General features: G+C 70.7%; 15 protein-coding genes and 2 pseudogenes. 9 read left to right on the top strand and 8 right to left on the bottom strand.

Annotated elements, in window-relative coordinates; all coding sequences use genetic code 11:
* Positions 1–27: 27 nt before the first annotated feature.
* Entirely contained in the window at positions 28–894 is an 867-nt protein-coding gene (locus tag ACJ512_RS23690; RefSeq protein WP_407685615.1) for a class II glutamine amidotransferase, read from the top strand.
* 28 nt (positions 895–922) lie between these two features.
* Positions 923–1,792 carry a patatin-like phospholipase family protein gene (locus tag ACJ512_RS23685; RefSeq protein WP_369737325.1) on the top strand — a complete coding sequence of 290 codons (870 nt, stop codon included), beginning with the start codon at positions 923–925 and terminating at the stop codon, positions 1,790–1,792.
* Positions 1,793–1,802: 10 nt separating this feature from the next.
* Here ACJ512_RS23685 and ACJ512_RS23680 read toward each other — a convergent pair whose 3' ends face one another.
* Both ACJ512_RS23680 and ACJ512_RS23675 read right to left on the bottom strand, forming a co-directional pair.
* Positions 1,803–2,873: a patatin-like phospholipase family protein gene (locus tag ACJ512_RS23680; protein WP_369737326.1), complete on the bottom strand. Its 1,071-nt coding sequence runs from the start codon at positions 2,871–2,873 to the stop codon at positions 1,803–1,805.
* Between the two features lie 87 nt (positions 2,874–2,960).
* The gene (locus tag ACJ512_RS23675; protein WP_369737327.1) at positions 2,961–3,416 is read right to left on the bottom strand and encodes a lipoprotein LpqV; all 456 of its coding nucleotides are present in this window, start codon (positions 3,414–3,416) and stop codon (positions 2,961–2,963) included.
* A 116-nt stretch (positions 3,417–3,532) separates the two neighbouring features.
* On the opposite strand from ACJ512_RS23675, the gene ACJ512_RS23670 reads away from it, so the two are divergent.
* Both ACJ512_RS23670 and ACJ512_RS23665 read left to right on the top strand, forming a co-directional pair.
* Positions 3,533–4,093, top strand: coding sequence for a cysteine dioxygenase (locus ACJ512_RS23670; protein WP_369737328.1), 561 nt, complete (start codon positions 3,533–3,535; stop codon positions 4,091–4,093).
* Positions 4,093–4,482 (top strand): rhodanese-like domain-containing protein, encoded by a 390-nt coding sequence (locus ACJ512_RS23665; protein ID WP_369737329.1) that lies wholly within the window; start codon positions 4,093–4,095, stop codon positions 4,480–4,482. Before ACJ512_RS23670 ends, ACJ512_RS23665 begins: the two co-directional genes overlap by 1 nt.
* Here ACJ512_RS23665 and ACJ512_RS23660 read toward each other — a convergent pair.
* Genes ACJ512_RS23660 through ACJ512_RS23650 form a run of 3 tightly spaced genes read right to left on the bottom strand, consistent with a single transcriptional unit; the run spans position 4,479 to position 8,064 of the window.
* Entirely contained in the window at positions 4,479–6,221 is a 1,743-nt protein-coding gene (locus ACJ512_RS23660) for an alpha/beta hydrolase (RefSeq protein WP_369737330.1), read from the bottom strand. The genes ACJ512_RS23665 and ACJ512_RS23660 overlap by 4 nt on opposite strands.
* Before the next feature lie 8 nt (positions 6,222–6,229).
* On the bottom strand, positions 6,230–7,012 hold the full coding sequence (locus ACJ512_RS23655; protein WP_369737331.1) for an enoyl-CoA hydratase: 783 nt from the start codon (positions 7,010–7,012) through the stop codon (positions 6,230–6,232).
* 14 nt (positions 7,013–7,026) lie between these two features.
* Complete coding sequence (locus tag ACJ512_RS23650) at positions 7,027–8,064, bottom strand: enoyl-CoA hydratase/isomerase family protein (RefSeq protein ID WP_369737332.1); 1,038 nt, start codon at positions 8,062–8,064, stop codon at positions 7,027–7,029.
* Positions 8,065–8,324: 260 nt separating this feature from the next.
* Here ACJ512_RS23650 and ACJ512_RS23645 point away from each other — a divergent pair, with 260 nt between their 5' ends.
* Positions 8,325–9,170, top strand: coding sequence for a Bax inhibitor-1/YccA family protein (locus ACJ512_RS23645; protein WP_369737333.1), 846 nt, complete (start codon positions 8,325–8,327; stop codon positions 9,168–9,170).
* A gap of 58 nt (positions 9,171–9,228) precedes the next feature.
* Here ACJ512_RS23645 and ACJ512_RS23640 read toward each other — a convergent pair whose 3' ends face one another.
* Positions 9,229–10,446, bottom strand: a complete 1,218-nt coding sequence (locus tag ACJ512_RS23640) for an acetyl-CoA C-acetyltransferase (protein WP_369737334.1) — start codon at positions 10,444–10,446, stop codon at positions 9,229–9,231.
* A gap of 231 nt (positions 10,447–10,677) precedes the next feature.
* Positions 10,678–11,482, bottom strand: a pseudogene (locus ACJ512_RS23635) (SGNH/GDSL hydrolase family protein); the annotation flags it as partial.
* 245 nt (positions 11,483–11,727) lie between these two features.
* Here ACJ512_RS23635 and ACJ512_RS23630 point away from each other — a divergent pair.
* From ACJ512_RS23630 to ACJ512_RS23615, 4 genes and pseudogenes are all read left to right on the top strand, one after another.
* Positions 11,728–12,801, top strand: a complete 1,074-nt coding sequence (locus ACJ512_RS23630; RefSeq protein WP_369737335.1) for an alpha/beta hydrolase — start codon at positions 11,728–11,730, stop codon at positions 12,799–12,801.
* 32 nt (positions 12,802–12,833) lie between these two features.
* Positions 12,834–14,226 (top strand): annotated as a pseudogene (locus tag ACJ512_RS23625) (cystathionine beta-synthase).
* 79 nt (positions 14,227–14,305) lie between these two features.
* Positions 14,306–15,049, top strand: a complete 744-nt coding sequence (locus tag ACJ512_RS23620; protein WP_461479861.1) for an RDD family protein — start codon at positions 14,306–14,308, stop codon at positions 15,047–15,049.
* Between the two features lie 8 nt (positions 15,050–15,057).
* Positions 15,058–16,227, top strand: a complete 1,170-nt coding sequence (locus tag ACJ512_RS23615) for a cystathionine gamma-synthase (protein ID WP_407685613.1) — start codon at positions 15,058–15,060, stop codon at positions 16,225–16,227.
* Positions 16,228–16,248: 21 nt separating this feature from the next.
* On the opposite strand, the gene greA is transcribed toward ACJ512_RS23615, so the two are convergent.
* Positions 16,249–16,743: a transcription elongation factor GreA gene (greA, locus tag ACJ512_RS23610; protein WP_369737338.1), complete on the bottom strand. Its 495-nt coding sequence runs from the start codon at positions 16,741–16,743 to the stop codon at positions 16,249–16,251.
* Between the last annotated feature and the right edge of the window lie 68 nt (positions 16,744–16,811).

The raw sequence follows: 16,811 nt of genomic DNA, 5'->3' as shown, positions 1-16,811 counted from the left end.
GTCTGCTCGCGGGGAAAGCTATCCAGCATGTGTCGACTTTTTGGCCTGCACGCCGGGAATCACGTCTGCACCGCGACTTTCTGGCTGCTGGACGCGCCCGACAACCTGTCCCGGCAGAGCCGGAGGAACCCCGACGGCACGGGCCTGGGCGTCTTCGACCAGCACGGCCGCCCGGAGCTGCGCAAGCAGCCGATGGCGGCCTGGGAGGACGCCGCCTTCGCCACCGAGGCGCACGAGATGACCGGCACCACCTTCCTCGCCCACGTCCGCTACGCCACGACCGGCGCGCACGACGTGCACAACACCCACCCGTTCCTGCAGGACGGCCGGCTCTTCGCCCACAACGGCGTGGTCGAGGGGCTCGACGCCGTCGACGAACGGCTGCGCGAGGCCGGCACCGACGACCTGGTGCTCGGCCAGACCGATTCCGAGCGGGTCTTCGCCCTGATCACCGCCCGCGTCCGCGACCACGACGGCGACGTGACCGCGGGCCTGCTCGACGCGATGGGCTGGCTCGCGGACAGCGTGCCGCTTTATGCCGTCAACGTGCTGCTGAGCACCGCCACCGAGATGTGGGCGCTGCGCTATCCCGAAACCCACACGCTCTACGTCCTGGACCGCCGCCACGACCACGCCGACCGGGATTTCCACCTGCGCACCAACCGGATCCGCGCGTACTCGCGGCACCTGTACGCCCGGTCGTCGGTGGTGTTCGCCAGCGAACGGATGGACGACGACCCACGCTGGCGGCTGATGGAGCCGGGCGAACTGATCCACGTCGACGCCGGGCTGCACATCGACCGCAGCGTGGCGCTGCCCGGCCCGCCCCGCCACCAGCTCGCCAAGTCCGACCTGGACGAGCCGGCGCAGCAGGCGCAGCACGCGCCGGCGTGAACCCGGCCGTCTGGCAGAGTGCATGGGCGTGGCACCCCGACGAGCGCTCGTACTGGCCGGTGGAGGAATAGCGGGAATCGCCTGGGCGACCGGCGTTCTGCGCGGCATCGCCGACGAGTCGCCCCCCGCGGCGCGGCTGCTGCTGGACTCCGACGTGCTGGTCGGGACCTCGGCCGGCGCGGCGGTCGCCGCGCAGCTCGGCAGCGGCAGCACGCTCGAGGCGCTCTACGGCCGGCAGGTGGGCGAGTCGTCGGCCGAGATCGACTCCGGGGTCGACGTCGACGACATCACCGCACTGTTCCTGGCCGCCCTGCGCGAGCCCTACGACGACTCGCAGGACCTGACCCGGCAGCGCATGCAGCGGATCGGCGCGGTGGCCCTGGCCAGCAGGACCGTCGCCGAGGCGGTCCGGCGCCGGGTGATCGCCGAACGCCTGCCCTCGCACGAGTGGCCCGGCCGCGCGCTGCGGATCACCGCCGTCGACACCGCCGCCGGCGAACTCGTCGTCTTCGACCGCGACTCCGGCGTGGGCCTCGTCGACGCGGTGGCGGCCAGTTGCGCGGTGCCGGGGGCGTGGCCGCCGGTGACCATCGCGGGCCGGCGCTACATGGACGGCGGGGTGGCCAGCTCGGTGAACCTCGCGGTGGCCGACGACTGCGACGAGGCGGTGGTCCTGGTGCCCAGCGAGGTGAACACGCCGTCGCCGTTCGGTCCCGGCCCCGCCGCCGAGGTGGAGGCGTTCGGCGGCGCCGCGTTCGCCGTCTTCGCCGACGCGAGCTCGCTGACGGCCTTCGGGCCCAATCCGCTCGACCCGCGGTGCCGCGTGGCCTCCGCGGTCGCCGGGCGCGAGCAGGGACGCCGGGAAGCGGGCGCGGTCGCGCGATTCCTGGGTCTGTGACCCGGCCGGGTCAGGCCTCGATCGCGGGCGGCGTGGTTGCGCCGGAGCCCGCCTCGAAGGCGTCCAGCGCCCGGTCGGCCACCGCGCGGCCGGCGGCGATCACCTCCACCGCGCGATGGAACTCCAGGCTGCGGCAGGTCGAGCGCGGAACCTCGATCAACAGGTCCGGCGGGTAGGCCGCCAGGCTGTGGCGCGCCAGCGCCGACTGGGCGATATCGATCGTGCGGTTCATCACCTCGAAGCTGCTCAGCCGGGGAACGTCCGCGTCGCCGTCGGCGGGTTCGGCGGCCTCGTGCGGCTCGGTGTCGGGATCCGCGTCGGGCCGATCGACGTCGGCGGGCCCGGCGCCCAACCTGCCCAGCACCGCCCGCGCCGTCGGCCGGTCGAGCAGCGAGCGGGTGGCGGCGGTGTCGAGCAGCGCCGAGGTGCTGCGCACCATGCGGTTCAACCACTCGGCGGTGGCGCCCGGCTCGGCGGCGCGGCTGGCGATCACCTCGCTGCCGCTGAGGTTCACCGCGACGGTCAGCTCGGCGTTGACCGCCGAGAGCGGGGCTATCGGCAACGGGTCGAGGATGCCGCCGTCGGCCAGCAGCCGTCCGTCGACCTCGTAGGGGGCGATCAACCCGGGAATCGCGATGGACGCCCGGATCGCCTCGTCGAGGGGGCCGCGCTGGAACCACACCGACTTCCCGGCCAGCAGATCGGTCGCGACCGCGGTGTAGGGGATGGCCAGTTCCTCGATGGCGAGCGGGCCCAGGATATCGCGCACCGCGTCCAGGATCTTGCCGGCCCGCATCACCCCCGCGGCGCTGATGGAGGGGTCCAGCAGCCGCAGGATGGTGCGCTGGGTCAACGACTTCGCCCAGTCGGCGAACTCGTCGAGGCGTCCGGCCGCCTGCAGGCCGCCGACCAGCGCACCCATCGACGAGCCGGCGATCCCGACGACGTCATAGCCGCGCGCCTGCAGCGCCTCGATCACCCCGATGTGGGCGTAGCCGCGGGCGCCGCCGCTGCCGAGGGAGAGCGCCACCCGCGTCGATGCCGATCGACGGGCAACCGCCGCGTCAGGTTCGCCGGGCATCCACTCATTCTGCGCGGCGGAGCGGTCCCCGGCTGCCCGGGCGGCACTTTTGTGCACCGTGATCTCAACAGCGCTGCGGCAGCGGCGCTATCCACATTCGTCGTTGGCGGCCGCCCGCGCGGCGACGATCACCGCTGCCTGCCGGGCCAGGCTCAGCCGCGCCCACGGGGTATCCCAGCTGCCCGGGGTTCCCGACGGCGACGCCTGGACCATCGCCAGATACGGCTCGACCAACGATGCGCCGGAGCCGGGCTGGGCATCCATCCACACCTTCGCGGCGTGACAGGCCTGGAAGTACTGCTCCTCGGTGGAATCGGCGGGGACGTCCACCCGGGTCGTCACGCCGGCGGGGGACAGGCCGATCGGGGCGGGCGGCGCCGGACCCCGGACACCGGCGCTGCCCGACGGCCCTGCCGGCGCCGACGTGGTCCCGCCACCGCCCGAGCCGCGCGAGCAACCGGCGAGCGCCGGCGAACATGCCAGCACGCCGGCAGCGAGGACGACGGCGCCCCACCGCGGGACCCGATGACTGCGCCGGCGCACTCTGCCAATCTATGCAACACTGGCTGCCGTGATGGAGCACTCCGGAATTTGCAGGTGTTGTCGGCGTTAGCACCCCGCCGCTCGCCCCGTCCGTTTTCCGTCTCTGGAGTTCCTCGATGTCCCTGCCCGTCACCCGTCATGCGGCCCTGCGCGCACGCGGCATCTCGTCCCCGTCCTCGGGGCCCACGCGGCTGCGGGTGCCCGACCTGCTCCACGCCACCGACCGGGCCGCCGACGACGTGCTCAGCGGACGTTGCGACCACCTGCTGCCCACCGGCGGCATCCCGGAGTCGCGGCGCTGGTTCACCCGCATCCACGGCGACGACGAACTCGACGTCTGGCTGATCGGCTGGGTGCCGGGCCACGCCACCGAACTGCACGACCACGGCGGGTCGCTGGGGGCGCTGACCGTGTTGTCCGGTGCGCTCGACGAATTCCGTTGGGACGGCGAGCGATTGCGGCGCCGTCGGCTCGAGGCCGGGGATCAGGCCGGGTTTCCGCTGGGCTGGGTGCACGACGTGGTGTGGGCGGGCGGGGGCGACGGCGGTGTGCGTCCGGCGCTGAGCGTGCACGCCTACTCGCCGCCGCTGACCGCGATGTCGTACTACGAGGTCACCGACGCCGACACGTTGCGCCGCAACCGCACCGAACTGACCGGCCACCCAAAGGGGCCGTGATGAGCCGCATCGACGTCGTCCTTCGATCCGCCCGGCGCCGCTACCGCCGGCTTCCCGCCGCCGAGGTGCCCGAGGCGCTGCGCCGCGGGGCGGTGCTCGTCGACATCCGGCCGCAGGCGCAGCGCTCCGACGAAGGTGAGCTGCCCGGGGCGCTGGTCGTCGAACGCAACGTGCTGGAATGGCGCTGCGATCCGACCAGCGAGGCCAGGCTGCCCGAGGCCGTCGGCGACGATGTCGAATGGGTGATCGTGTGCTCGCAGGGTTACACCTCGAGCCTGGCGGCGGCCGCGCTGCTGGACATCGGTCTGCACCGGGCCACCGACGTCGTCGGCGGCTATCACGCGCTGGCCGACGCCGGGGTGCTCGACCGGCTGCCCGGATCCCGTTAGTCGCCGGAGTGCAGCAGCGGCCGCAGTCGCTCGGTCTTGGCCGCTGTCCAGCCGGGTGGCGACAGGACGGCGGCCCAGCCGTTGGCGACGTCGGCGACGTAGCGATGGCCATGGCCGTCGGGCACGTCCAGGGCGACCGCCATGTCGGCGGTGACCTGCAGGAACGTCACCACCGGGATCCAGCGCGTCTGCGGCAGCACGTCGTAGCCCCGTTTTTCCTTCAGCCAGTCCGGTTCCTTGAACAGCAGGCTGGGCGTCCACCAGGCGATCGGGTCCGACGCGTGCTGCAGATAGACCACCCGCGGGACGTCCCAGGCGGCGTCCGGACGCGCGAAATTGCTTGGGCGGGCGACGAACCGGACGTTCTTGCCGTCGTGGTAGATCGGCAGCCACTCCGGTGAGCCGGGATCGCGGGTGGCGGTCAGGTCCGTCCAGATGGTGTTGTTGAACGTCGGGCCGCTGAACAGCGCCCCGTCGGTGCGTGCCAGGACGTTGTTGAGGCTCATGAACGGCGCCTCGGCGCCGAAGGACCCCAGGCTCTCGCCGAACACCACGAGCTTGGGGCGATGCCCCTCGGGCATCAGCCGGATCAGCCTGTCGACGGCCTCGAAGAGCGCCTGGCCGGCGTGGCGGGCGTTCTCCTTGTCCACCAGGAACGACAGCCAGCTGGGCAGGAACGAGTACTGCATGCTCACGACCGCGGTGTTGCCGTTGTACATGTACTCCAGCGCCGAGGCTTCGGCCTCATTGATCCAGCCGGTGCCGGTGGTGGTCCCCACCGCGACGACGGCGCGCTGCAGCCCGCCGGTGCGCTGCAGCTCCTGGGCCGCCAGCTCGGCGGTCGCGGTGATGCCGTCCGTGGTGGCGTCCAGGCCGGCGTAGGCGCGGATCGGCTCGGTGGCCGGGGCCCCGTTGAACTCGGTGAGCTGCTCGACGGTCGGGCCGCCCTCGACGAAGATGCGGCCCTCCCGGCCCAGCGACTCCCACGACACCAGCGATCCCGGGCCACCGGAGCGCAGCGGCGTTCTCGGGGGCGCGGTGGCGGGGTTCATCTCGTCGTTGGCCGAGGCGAAGGTGTGGTTCATTGTGCGCATCGCGGACTTGAGTACGACGCCGTTGAGCACGGTGATCGTGAGGACCGCGAGCGTGACCACCACGATGGTCGCCGAGAGCCGAAACGGCGCCACCCGGTCGACCCGCCTGACCAGGAAGCTGACCAGCCAGCGGATGGCCTGCCCGATCTCGACCAGCGTGAACAGCACCACCAGCGACAGTCCGGCGGCCACCGGGTAGTCGTACCAGCGCAGGTGCGGCACGCCCATCAGGTCGCGCACGTCGTCCTGCCAGACGTGGAAGCGGATCGCCATGATCACCATGCCGACCGCCCCGATCGGGATCAGCACCATCCAGGCCCAACGCGGCGCCGGCGGGCTGGAATTCCGGTCGCTCATGTAGCGGACCAGCCAGACCGCGAAGACGCCGAGCCCGTAGCCGATAGCTCCGGAGATCCCGCTGACCAGTCCCTGGAACAGCGCGGTGCGCGGCAGCAGCGACGGCGTCATCGAGCACCACACGAAGACCAGCCCGACGGCGGTGCCGGTGAAGGTGTAGTGGCGCAGCCACCACTGCCGGCGGCCGAGCACCGACTCCCGTGGTGTGGCTGTTGCGGTTCCGGCTTCCGCACTGTCGGCCGCCGGTTGGTGGCCGACGGTGCTGGTCGCGGAAGCCGCTTGGTCCATCGAAAGCCCTACCGGTGGCGGAAGTTCGGAGGGCGTTTCTCGATGAAGGCGGCCATGCCCTCGGACTGGTCCTCGGTGGCGAAGGTCGAGTGGAACAGCCGGCGCTCGTAGAGCAGGCCCTCGGACAGGGTGGTTTCGAACGAGCGGTTCACGGCCTCCTTGGCCATCCGGGTCGCCGAGCGCGACATCTGCGAGATCGTGGTGGCCACGGCCCTGGCCTCGGTCAGCAGGTCGTCGGCCGGTACCACGCGCGAGACCAGGCCGCTGCGTTCGGCTTCCGCGGCGTCGATGGTGCGCCCGGTCAGGATCAGGTCCATCGCCTTGGCCTTGCCGATGGCGCGGGTGAGCCGTTGGGAGCCGCCCATGCCGGGCAGCACGCCGAGTTTGATCTCCGGCTGGCCGAATTTCGCCGTGTCGGCGGCGATCAGCAGGTCGCACATCATGGCGAGCTCGCAGCCGCCGCCGAGGGCATGACCCGCCACCGCGGCGATCGTCGGGGTGCGGACGGCCGCCAATTTCGCCCAGGGGGCGAAGAAGTCGGCGCCGAAGGCATCCGCGTACGTCAGCGCGGCCATCTCCTTGATGTCGGCACCGGCGGCGAATGCCTTCGCCGATCCGGTGATGATGATCGCCCCGATGCCGGGATCTTCGTCGAATTCCGTCGCTGCGCGGGTGACTTCGTTCATCACCCGACTGTTGAGAGCGTTGAGCGCCTGCGGCCGGTTCAGCGTGATGACGCCGACCCGCTCGTCGCGCTCGACGAGGATGGTCTCGTATTCCGTGTCTGTCACCGAATCCGCCTTTCTCAGAAGCTCAAGTCGTCGTCGACCGGCGCGAAATACGCGTCGACGTCGGCCGCGCTCACCGCGGCCAGCGTCGCCGGCGACCACTTCGGGTTGCGGTCCTTGTCGATCAGCTGCGCCCGGATGCCCTCCACCAGGTCGTGCGATCGCAGCGACGCACTCGACACCCGATAGTCTTGCACCAGAACATCTTCCAGCGTCCCCAGCTTCTCGGCCCGGCGCACCGCGGCCAGCGTCACCGACACCGCGATGGGGGAGCGGGTGGCGATCAGGTCGGCGGCCTCCTGCGCGGCGGGTGCGCCGTGTCCGCGCAACGCGGCCAGGATGTCCTCGGCGCTGTCGGCGGCATAGCATTCGGCGATCCAGTCCCGTTGTGCGGCAAGCTCACTCGGTGGTGGTTCGACGGCGTGGCGGGCCAGCGCGGCGTCGGGCCCGTCGGCGACGACCGCGCGGGTGAAGGCCTCGAGGTCGCCGTGCGGGACGTAGTGGTCGGCGAATCCCATCGCGATGGCGTCGGCGCCGGAGAACGGCGCACCGGTCAGGGCGGCGTGCAGACCCAGCCCGCCCGGCGCGCGGGACAGCAGGAAAACCCCGCCCACGTCGGGGATGAACCCGATGCCGACCTCGGGCATCGCGACCTTCGACGTGTCGGTCACCACCCGGGTGTTCGCGTGCGCGCTGACGCCGACCCCGCCGCCCATCACGATGCCGTCCATCAACGAGACGTACGGCTTGGCGAACCGGCCGATCTGGGCGTTGAGCAGATACTCCTCACGCCAGAACCGCCGCGCCTCCACCCCGTCCTTGCGGGCGCTGTGGTAGACCGCGACGACGTCGCCGCCGGCGCACAGACCGCGTTCCCCCGCCCCGGCGAGCACCACCGCGCGGACTGCGTCGTCACCGGCCCAGTCGGTGAGCACCGCCCGCAGCGCGTCGACCATCGGCTGGTTCAGCGAGTTGATCGCCTTGGGGCGGTTGAGCGTGATCAAGCCGACGTCCCCCTCGACGCGGGTCAGAACCTCGTCGGATCCCTCTGTCACGCCCTGGCCTCCTCTTGTTCGCGATCCGTTCGCATTCTGCGCGGCCGCCCCGAAGCCGAACCCGGCCTCGACGAGAAATCTAGATCGTTCCGAGGTCGGCAATGCCTGCGGGTAAGGTTTATGTTTAAGCCGACGACCACATCCGAGGCAGGAAACACTCGTTAGACGCCGGCTCTGTCGGGAACTCCGGTCGGGCCATCGATCGTTGAGTGTGTGTTCGCACATATCTCGAAGCCACAGCCATGAGAGAGGATCCGACGGTGCGGGAGACTAGCAACCCGGTATTTCGTTCGCTGCCCAAGCAGAGCGGCGGATACGCGCGCTTCGGCACGGGCGCGTCGCAGGTGCAGCAGGGCTACTACCAGGCCGATGCTTATCGGGCCCCCTACCAGGAGGCCAAAGCCACCCGTCCGGTGACCATCGACGACGTCGTCACCAAGACCGGCATCACGCTGGCCGTGCTGTCGGCCGCCGCGGTCGTCTCCTACTTCCTGGTGGCCGGGAATGCCGCGCTGGCGATGCCGCTGACCATGATCGGTGCGCTCGGCGGACTGGGACTGGTGCTGGTCGCCACCTTCGGGCGCAAGCAGGACAGCCCGGCGATCGTGCTCAGCTACGCCGTCCTGGAGGGGCTGTTCCTGGGCGCCATCTCGTTCGTGTTCGCGAACTTCCAGGTGTCCTCGGCCAGCGCCGGCGCCCTGATCGGCGAGGCGGTGCTGGGTACCTTCGGGGTGTTCTTCGGGATGCTCGTGGTCTACAAGACCGGGGCCATCCGGGTCACGCCCAAGTTCACCCGCATGGTCGTCGCCGCCCTGTTCGGTGTGCTGGTCCTGATGCTCGGCAATTTCGTGTTGGCGATGTTCGGCGTCGGCGGCGGCACGGGCATGGGCCTGCGCAGCGGCGGGCCGCTGGCGATCATCTTCTCGCTGGTGTGTATCGGCATCGCGGCCTTCAGCTTCCTCATCGACTTCGACGCCGCCGACCAGATGGTCCGCGCCGGCGCGCCGGAGAAGGCGGCCTGGGGCATCGCGCTGGGGCTGACGGTGACCCTGGTCTGGCTGTACATCGAGATTCTGCGCCTGCTCAGTTACCTGCAGAACGACTAGTTCCTTCACCAAAAAACGGCACGCCGACCGGCGTGCCGTTTTTTTGGTGCTCGCCGGTTCAGCTCAGCCGCTCGATGATCATCGCCATGCCCTGGCCGCCGCCCACGCACATGGTTTCCAGGCCGAACGTCTTGTCGTGGGTCTGCAGGTTGTTGAGCAGCGTGGTGGCGATGCGCGCGCCGGTCATGCCGAAGGGGTGGCCCAGCGCGATGGCCCCGCCCGACACGTTCAGCTTGTCCTCGTCCATGCCCAGCTCGCGCGCCGAGCCCAGCACCTGCACCGCGAACGCTTCGTTGATCTCGTACAGGTCGATGTCGCCGATCGACATCCGGGCGCGCTCCAGGGCCTGCTTGCACGCCTCGATCGGGCCCAGGCCCATGATCTCCGGCGACAGCCCGCTGACCCCGGTGGACACGATGCGCGCCAGCGGTGTGAGGCCGAGTTCCTTGGCCTTGGTGTCGCTGGTGATGACCAGCGCGGCGGCGCCGTCGTTCAGCGGGCAGGCATTGCCCGCCGTCACCGTGCCGTTGGGCCGAAACACCGGCTTGAGCTCGCTGACCTTCTCGTAGGTGGTGCCGGCCCGCGGGCCGTCGTCGGTGCTGACAGTGCTTCCGTCCGGCAGGGTCACCGGGCAGATCTCGCGCTCGAAGAAGCCGCTCTTGATGGCCTCCTCGGCCCGGTTCTGGCTGCGCACCCCCCAGCGGTCCTGCTCCTCGCGGCTGATCCCGGTCAGCAGCGCCACGTTCTCGGCGGTCTGGCCCATCGCGATGTAGACGTCGGGCAGGTTGCCGTCGGCGCGGGGGTCGTGCCACTCGTCGGCGCCAGCCGCGGCGGCCGCCGAGCGCTCCTGGGCCGCGTCGAACAGCGGATTCTTGGTGTCGGGCCACGAGTCGGAGTTGCCCTTACCGAAGCGGGAGACCGTTTCCACGCCCGCGGAGATGAACGCGTCGCCCTCCCCGGCCTTGATCGCGTGGAACGCCATCCGCGTGGTCTGCAACGACGACGAGCAGTACCGGTTGACCGTGGTGCCCGGCAGGAAGTCGTAGCCCAGCTCGACGGCGACGACGCGCGCCATGTTGAACCCGGATTCGCCGCCGGGCAGGCCGCAGCCCAGCATCAGGTCGTCGATCTGGTGCGGGTTGAGCGCGGGAACCTTGTCGAGCGCGGCGCGCACCATCTGGGCGGCCAGGTCGTCGGGCCGCATGCTGACCAGTGACCCCTTCATGGCGCGGCCGATCGGCGAGCGAGCGGTGGACACGATGACAGCTTCAGGCATGACGATTTCCTTCGAATCCGATGGGGCGTGCGCGCTTCAAGAGCCGGTCGTGCGCCCACCGCCTACGGGCCCGGACGCGACCACCCCAAATCTAATCGCTGCCCACCGGCTGGTACGACGACGGGGCTGATGACCCCGCTTCCGGACGCCGCCACAGCCGCGACACCACGGGGATGCCGGACTGCGCCGGCGACGCCGGGATGGCCGGCGCAGGGGCTTCGTCCCTCCCGCTGAGCACATCGACGAGCGCCAGCAACAGCGCGTCGGCCGCCAGCGCGTAGGCGGCGGGGGAGGGGTGGTAGCCGTCGGCGGAGAACATCGCCTCGGGCGTGGCCCGGAACTGCGGCGCCAGCAGATGGGCCAGGGGCACCGGGACCCCGCCCGCGGCCCGCACCGAGGCGGCCTGGGCGCGGGCCAGCTGCGAGGTGCGCGCGTGTGCCAGCGAGCGCAGCGGCTGCGGGATGGCGCTGATCACGCCGAGGTCCGGGCAGGTGCCGACGACCACCACCGCGCCGTGGGTGCGCAACCTGCGGACCGTCAGGGCCAACCGTTGCGCCGACGGGCCGACGCCGTTGAGGGCGGTCACGTCGTTGGCGCCCAGCATCATCACCGCCGCGTCCGGCGGGGGGCCGGCGACGAACATCGCGTCGACCTGCCCGCACACCCCCTTCGACGTCGCGCCGACGATGGCCTTGGTGCTCAGCCGGATGCGGCTTCCAGTGCGTTCGGCGAGCCCGCGGGCAATGAGCACGCCCGGCACTTCCTCGGCGCTCGTGCAGCCGTACCCGGTTGCCGTCGAGTCGCCGAAGATCATCACATGCAGGTCGGAGTGAATGCCGCGATACCATCGCTCGACCGGACCGCCGCCGGGCGCGTAGACGCCGTCGGCCCGCGGCGGGATGTCCCACGACTTCGGGATCACGGTGCGCGCGTGCGTCGCCTGGCCGAGCAGCAGGTTGCGAGCGCCCAGGTACGCGGTACCCGTCGAGGCGAGAGCCCCTGCTGTGGCCAGGGCGATCGTCGAACGACGCGGCACCCGGATGGTCACGGTGATCAGTTTAGACCGGCTCGGGGGTTTGCGCGGGCGCCTTCTGAACAAACTGATCACGTTGTGAATCAGATGTGGTATCAACTTTGGCCGTTCAATCGCCTTCTGTGGCAACGCGTGTCAAGCTGACGCTCGACGGGTTAGCTGAATGGCGCGGCGGGAGCCGGTAACCAGACGCTTAGCTGCCGCGTCGCATGCCGTATCGGACTACAAAGACGTAGGAAGTGTTGAGCATGACCGCATTTCGCGACGAATACAGCTCGCCCCGACCCCCCGTCCGCACCCACGATGTCCTCAAGGCCCGCAGAGCCCGGGCCCGCCGATTCGCCATCAGCGACGGCGCACCGGTCGAGGTCCTCGAATCCGGGCCCAGCATCGCCGCGCGGGTGGCAGGCCTGGCCGCGCGGCTGACGATCCGGCCGGTGCTTGCCGTGGGCAGCCATGCCCCTCACGTGCCGTGGCCCTGGGGGCTGATCGACTTCGCGTCGCGGGTGCTGCTCCCGGTGACGGCCACCGTTCGCGAGACGATCAACCTGCGCAACGCCTCGGCGCAACTGGTGCGCGCGCCCGGGGTCCTGCCCGCGGACGGCACCCGCCGGGTCGTCGTCTACCTGCACGGCGGCGCGTTCTTGACCTGCGGGGCGAACTCGCACGGCAGGCTCGTCGAAGCGTTGTCCGAGTTCGCCGACGCGCCCGTCCTGGTGGTCAACTACCGCCTGCTGCCCAAACATTCGATCGGCATGGCCCTCGACGACTGCCACGACGGATACCGGTGGCTGCGTGAGCGCGGCTATGAGCCCGACCAGATCGTGCTGGCCGGCGACTCCGCCGGCGGCTACCTGGCGCTCGCGCTGGCGCAACGTCTGCAACGCGAAGAGGAAAGCGAGGTACCGGCCGCGCTGGTGGCGATCTCGCCGCTGCTGCAGCTGGCGAAGGAGTGCAAGCAGGCGCACCCCAACATCAGGAGCGACGCGATGTTCCCCCCGAAGGCGTTCGACGCCCTCGACGTCCTCGTCACCAGCTCGGCAGCCAAGAACACGGTGGACGGCAAACCCGAGGAGATCTACGAGCCGTTGGAGCACATCACCCCCGGGCTGCCGCGCACCCTGATCCACGTCTCGGGTTCCGAGGTGTTGCTGCACGACGCCCAGCTGGCCGCCGGCAGGCTGGCGGCGGCCGGGGTCCCGGCCGAACTGCGCGTCTGGCCCGGTCAGATCCACGACTTCCAGCTGGCCGCGCCGATGGTGCCGGAAGCGGTCCGCTCGCTGCGCCAGATCGGCGAGTACATCCGCGAGGCCACCGGCTAGGCGGCCCGACGTGCGCCTGAGACGATGAGCGGATGCGGATCGCGCAGCACATCAGTGACCTGATCGGTGGTACCCCGCTGGTGCGCCTGCACGCCGTCGTCCCCGCCGGTGCCGGCGTCGTGGCGGCAAAGGTCGAATACCTCAACCCCGGAGGCAGCTCCAAGGACCGGATCGCGGCCAAGATGATCGATGCCGCGGAGGCCGGCGGGCAGCTCAGACCGGGCGGGACCATCGTCGAACCGACGTCGGGCAACACCGGCGTCGGTCTCGCCATGGTCGCCCAGCGCCGCGGGTACCGGTGCGTCTTCGTGTGCCCCGACAAGGTCAGCGAGGACAAGCGCAACGTGCTACTCGCCTACGGCGCGGAGGTCGTCGTCTGCCCCACGGCGGTGCCGCCCGAGCATCCCGACAGCTACTACAGCGTCTCGGACCGGCTGACCCGAGAGATCGACGGGGCGTGGAAGCCCGACCAGTACGCCAACCCGGAGGGACCGGCCGGCCACTACGAGACGACCGGCCCGGAGATCTGGGCCGACACCGACGGCAGGGTCACCCACTTCGTCGCCGGGATCGGCACCGGCGGGACCATCACCGGCGCCGGCCGCTACCTCAAGGAGGTGTCCGGCGGGCGGGTGCGCATCGTCGGCGTCGACCCCGAGGGATCGGTGTACTCCGGCGGCAGTGGCCGGCCCTACCTGGTCGAGGGGGTCGGCGAAGACTTCTGGCCGGCGGCCTACGACCCGGGCGTGCCCGACGAGGTCATCGCGGTGTCCGACTCCGACTCGTTCGACATGACGCGGCGGCTGGCTCGCGAGGAGGCGCTGCTGGTCGGCGGCTCGTGCGGGATGGCGGTGGTGGCCGCGGTGGAGGTCGCCGAGCGGGCCGGACCCGACGCCCTCGTCGTCGTCTTGCTTCCCGACGGCGGCCGCGGCTACCTGTCGAAGATCTTCAACGACGCTTGGATGTCGTCGTACGGGTTCCTGCGCAGCCGCCTCGACGGCTCCACCGAGCAACCCACGGTAGGCGAGGTGCTGCGCGGAAAATCCGGTGCGCTGCCCGCCCTGGTGCACACCCATCCCTCCGAGACGGTGCGCGACGCCATCGGGATCCTGCGCGAATACGGCGTGTCACAGATGCCGGTGGTCGGCGCGGAGCCCCCGGTGCGGGTCGGCGAGGTCGCCGGCAGCGTCTCCGAACGCGAACTGCTCTCGGCCGTGTTCGAGGGTCGCGCCAGACTGGCCGACGCCGTATCGCAACACATGAGCCCGCCGCTGCGCATGATCGGCGCCGGCGAGTCGCTCGGTGGCCGGCGCAGCCCTGCGCGACTCGGACGCCCTCATGGTGGTGGAACAGGGCAAACCCGTCGGTGTCATCACACGGCAGGACCTGCTCGGCTTCCTCTCGGACGTGCCGCGGCGGCGCTAGGGGAGACCTCTTGGGCGGCCCCCGTCTCAGGTAATGTGGGTCGGCCCGGTTCGACCAACTCCGCAGCGGAAGGTTGCCCATGACCGATCAACCGCCACCCGGCGGCGCTTACCCGCCCCCGCCGTCGTCGCCCGGGCCCTCCGGCGGGCCTGAGCCGGAAGCCGGTAAGCACGAGGCGCCACCGCCGCCCCCACCGCCGGGCGGAGGCGCTTACCCGCCGCCCCCCGGCCCGTCCTCCCCGCCGCCGCCCCCGCCGCCCGGCGGGGGGGCTTACCCCCCGCCGCCCCCGCCCTCCGGCGGGTACGCGCCCCCGCCGCCCGGCCCGGCGATCCGCACCCTGCCGAAAAGCGACTACACGTCGTGGTTTTCCCGGGTGCTGGCGTTCGTCATCGACATCCTGCCCTACGTCATCTTGCACTCGATCGGCACCGGAATCCTGATGACCACCCAGCAGACGTCCTGCGTCACCGACATCACGTCGTACGCCGTCAACCAGGTGTGCGCCACCCAGAACTCACCCGTCGGGGTGCTGGCGCAGGCACTGACCTCGGCGGTGGGGTTGTTCTACCTGATCTGGAACTACGGCTACCGCCAGGGCACCACCGGTTCGACCCTGGGCAAGTCGGTGCTCAACTTCAAGGTGGTCAGCGAGGTCACGGGGCAGCCCATCGGGTTCGGGCGGTCCATCCTGCGTGTCTTCGCGCATTTCGTCGACGCGATCATCTGCTTCGTCGGCTTCCTGTTCCCGCTGTGGGACGCCAAGCGGCAGACGCTGGCCGACAAGATCATGTCGACGGTTTGTCTGCCGATCGGAGGTAGGTAGCCGCGCGGATGAAAGGAGAGCGCAGCACACCTCCCCGCGGGACGGCCGGACTGGCCACCCGGGCCATCCACGCCGGCTACCCGCCGGATCCCGCGACCGGGGCTGTGAACGCCCCGATCTATGCCAGCAGCACGTTCGCGCAGGACGGTGTGGGCGTCCTGCGCGGTGGGTTCGAGTACGCGCGCACCGGCAACCCGACCAGGGCCGCGCTGGAAGCCTCGCTGGCGACCGTCGAGGAGGGCGCGTTCGCGCGGGCGTTCAGCTCCGGGATGGCCGCCGCCGACTGCGCCCTGCGGGCGATGCTGAGACCGGGCGACCACCTGATCATCCCCACCGACGCCTACGGCGGCACCTTCCGCCTCATCGACAAGGTGTTCACCCAATGGGGTGTCGGCTACACGCCGGTGGCGCTGGCGGACCTGGACGCCGTCCGCGCCGCGATCACCCCGCAGACGCGGCTGATCTGGGTCGAAACACCGACCAACCCGTTGCTGTCGATCGCCGACATCGCCGCCATCGCGGGTCTCGGGGCGGACCGCGGTGCGAGGGTGCTGGTCGACAACACGTTCGCCTCACCCGCGCTGCAGCAACCGCTGACGCTGGGCGCCGACGTCGTGCTGCACTCGTGCACCAAGTACATCGGCGGCCACTCCGACCTGGTGGGCGGCGCGCTGGTCACCGATGACGAGGAGTTGGACGCCGCCTTCGGTTTTCTGCAGAACGGGGCCGGCGCGGTACCGGGCCCGTTCGACGCCTACCTGGCGATGCGTGGCCTCAAGACGCTGGTGCTAAGGATGCAACGCCACGGCGAGAACGCCCTGGCCGTGGCGCAATTCCTCGCCGAGCACCCCGCGGTGACCACCGTGCTGTACCCGGGCCTGGCCGGCCACCCGGGGCACGAGGTCGCGGCGCGGCAGATGCGGGGCTTCGGCGGCATGGTCTCGGTGCGGATGCGGGGCGGGCGGCGCGCCGCCCAGGAACTGTGCGCCCGCACCGAGGTGTTCATCCTGGCCGAGTCCCTGGGTGGGGTGGAGTCGCTGATCGAGCATCCCAGCGCCATGACGCACGCGTCGACGGCCGGGTCGCAGCTGGAGGTTCCCGACGACCTGGTGCGGCTCTCGGTCGGCATCGAGGACGTGGCGGATCTGCTGGCCGATCTCGACCAGGCCCTGCGCTAACCCGCGCGCCAGCACTAGGCGTTAGGAGTGGTAGGGTTCCGCGCTGACGAGCGTGACCTCGACGGTGCTGCCGTTGGGAACAGTGTAGCTGCGGGTCTCGCCGACCTTGGCGTCGATCAGCGCGCCGCCCAGCGGCGAGTTCGGCGAGTACACCTCGAGCTTGCCGTCGTTGACGCCCTCCTGGCGGGTGGCGATCAGGAACGTCTCGGTGTCGGACTTGTCGCCGTTGTAGTAGACCTTCACGACCGAGCCGGGCAGGGCGACGCCGGACTGCTTGGGCGCCTCGCCGACCTTCGCGTTGCTCAGCAGGTCCTGCAGCTGGCGGATACGGGCCTCCTGCTGGCCCTGCTCCTCACGCGCCGCGTGGTACCCGCCGTTCTCGCGCAGGTCGCCCTCCTCGCGGCGGTCGTTGATTTCGGCTGCGATGACCGGACGGTTGGCGATCAGCTGATCGAGCTCGGCCTTGAGTCGGTCATGTGACTCCTGGGTCAACCAGGTCACCTGAGTATCCGTCATCTCGTCGCGCTCCTCGTGTTGTCGCTTCCGCGCCGTCGCGTAAGCCTTCGTGTGCTGCCGCCGGCGGG

This window comes from Mycobacterium cajalii (genome assembly GCF_045809005.2).
Taxonomy (GTDB): Bacteria; Actinomycetota; Actinomycetes; order Mycobacteriales; family Mycobacteriaceae; genus Mycobacterium.
The sequence above is the reverse complement of the archived record's forward strand: the minus strand, read 5'-3'. Positions and strand labels throughout refer to the sequence as shown.

Excerpts from the sequence above, each read along its gene's own strand:
- ACJ512_RS23665 (WP_369737329.1), top strand. The coding sequence starts at position 4,093 with ATGAGCCGCATCGACGTCGTCCTTCGATCCGCCCGGCGCCGCTACCGC.
- ACJ512_RS23660 (WP_369737330.1), bottom strand. The coding sequence starts at position 6,221 with ATGGACCAAGCGGCTTCCGCGACCAGCACCGTCGGCCACCAACCGGCG.
- ACJ512_RS23680 (WP_369737326.1), bottom strand. The coding sequence starts at position 2,873 with ATGCCCGGCGAACCTGACGCGGCGGTTGCCCGTCGATCGGCATCGACG.
- ACJ512_RS23690 (WP_407685615.1), top strand. The coding sequence starts at position 28 with ATGTGTCGACTTTTTGGCCTGCACGCCGGGAATCACGTCTGCACCGCG.
- greA (WP_369737338.1), bottom strand. The coding sequence starts at position 16,743 with ATGACGGATACTCAGGTGACCTGGTTGACCCAGGAGTCACATGACCGA.
- ACJ512_RS23620 (WP_461479861.1), top strand. The coding sequence starts at position 14,306 with ATGACCGATCAACCGCCACCCGGCGGCGCTTACCCGCCCCCGCCGTCG.
- ACJ512_RS23615 (WP_407685613.1), top strand. The coding sequence starts at position 15,058 with ATGAAAGGAGAGCGCAGCACACCTCCCCGCGGGACGGCCGGACTGGCC.
- ACJ512_RS23670 (WP_369737328.1), top strand. The coding sequence starts at position 3,533 with ATGTCCCTGCCCGTCACCCGTCATGCGGCCCTGCGCGCACGCGGCATC.
- ACJ512_RS23630 (WP_369737335.1), top strand. The coding sequence starts at position 11,728 with ATGACCGCATTTCGCGACGAATACAGCTCGCCCCGACCCCCCGTCCGC.
- ACJ512_RS23640 (WP_369737334.1), bottom strand. The coding sequence starts at position 10,446 with ATGCCTGAAGCTGTCATCGTGTCCACCGCTCGCTCGCCGATCGGCCGC.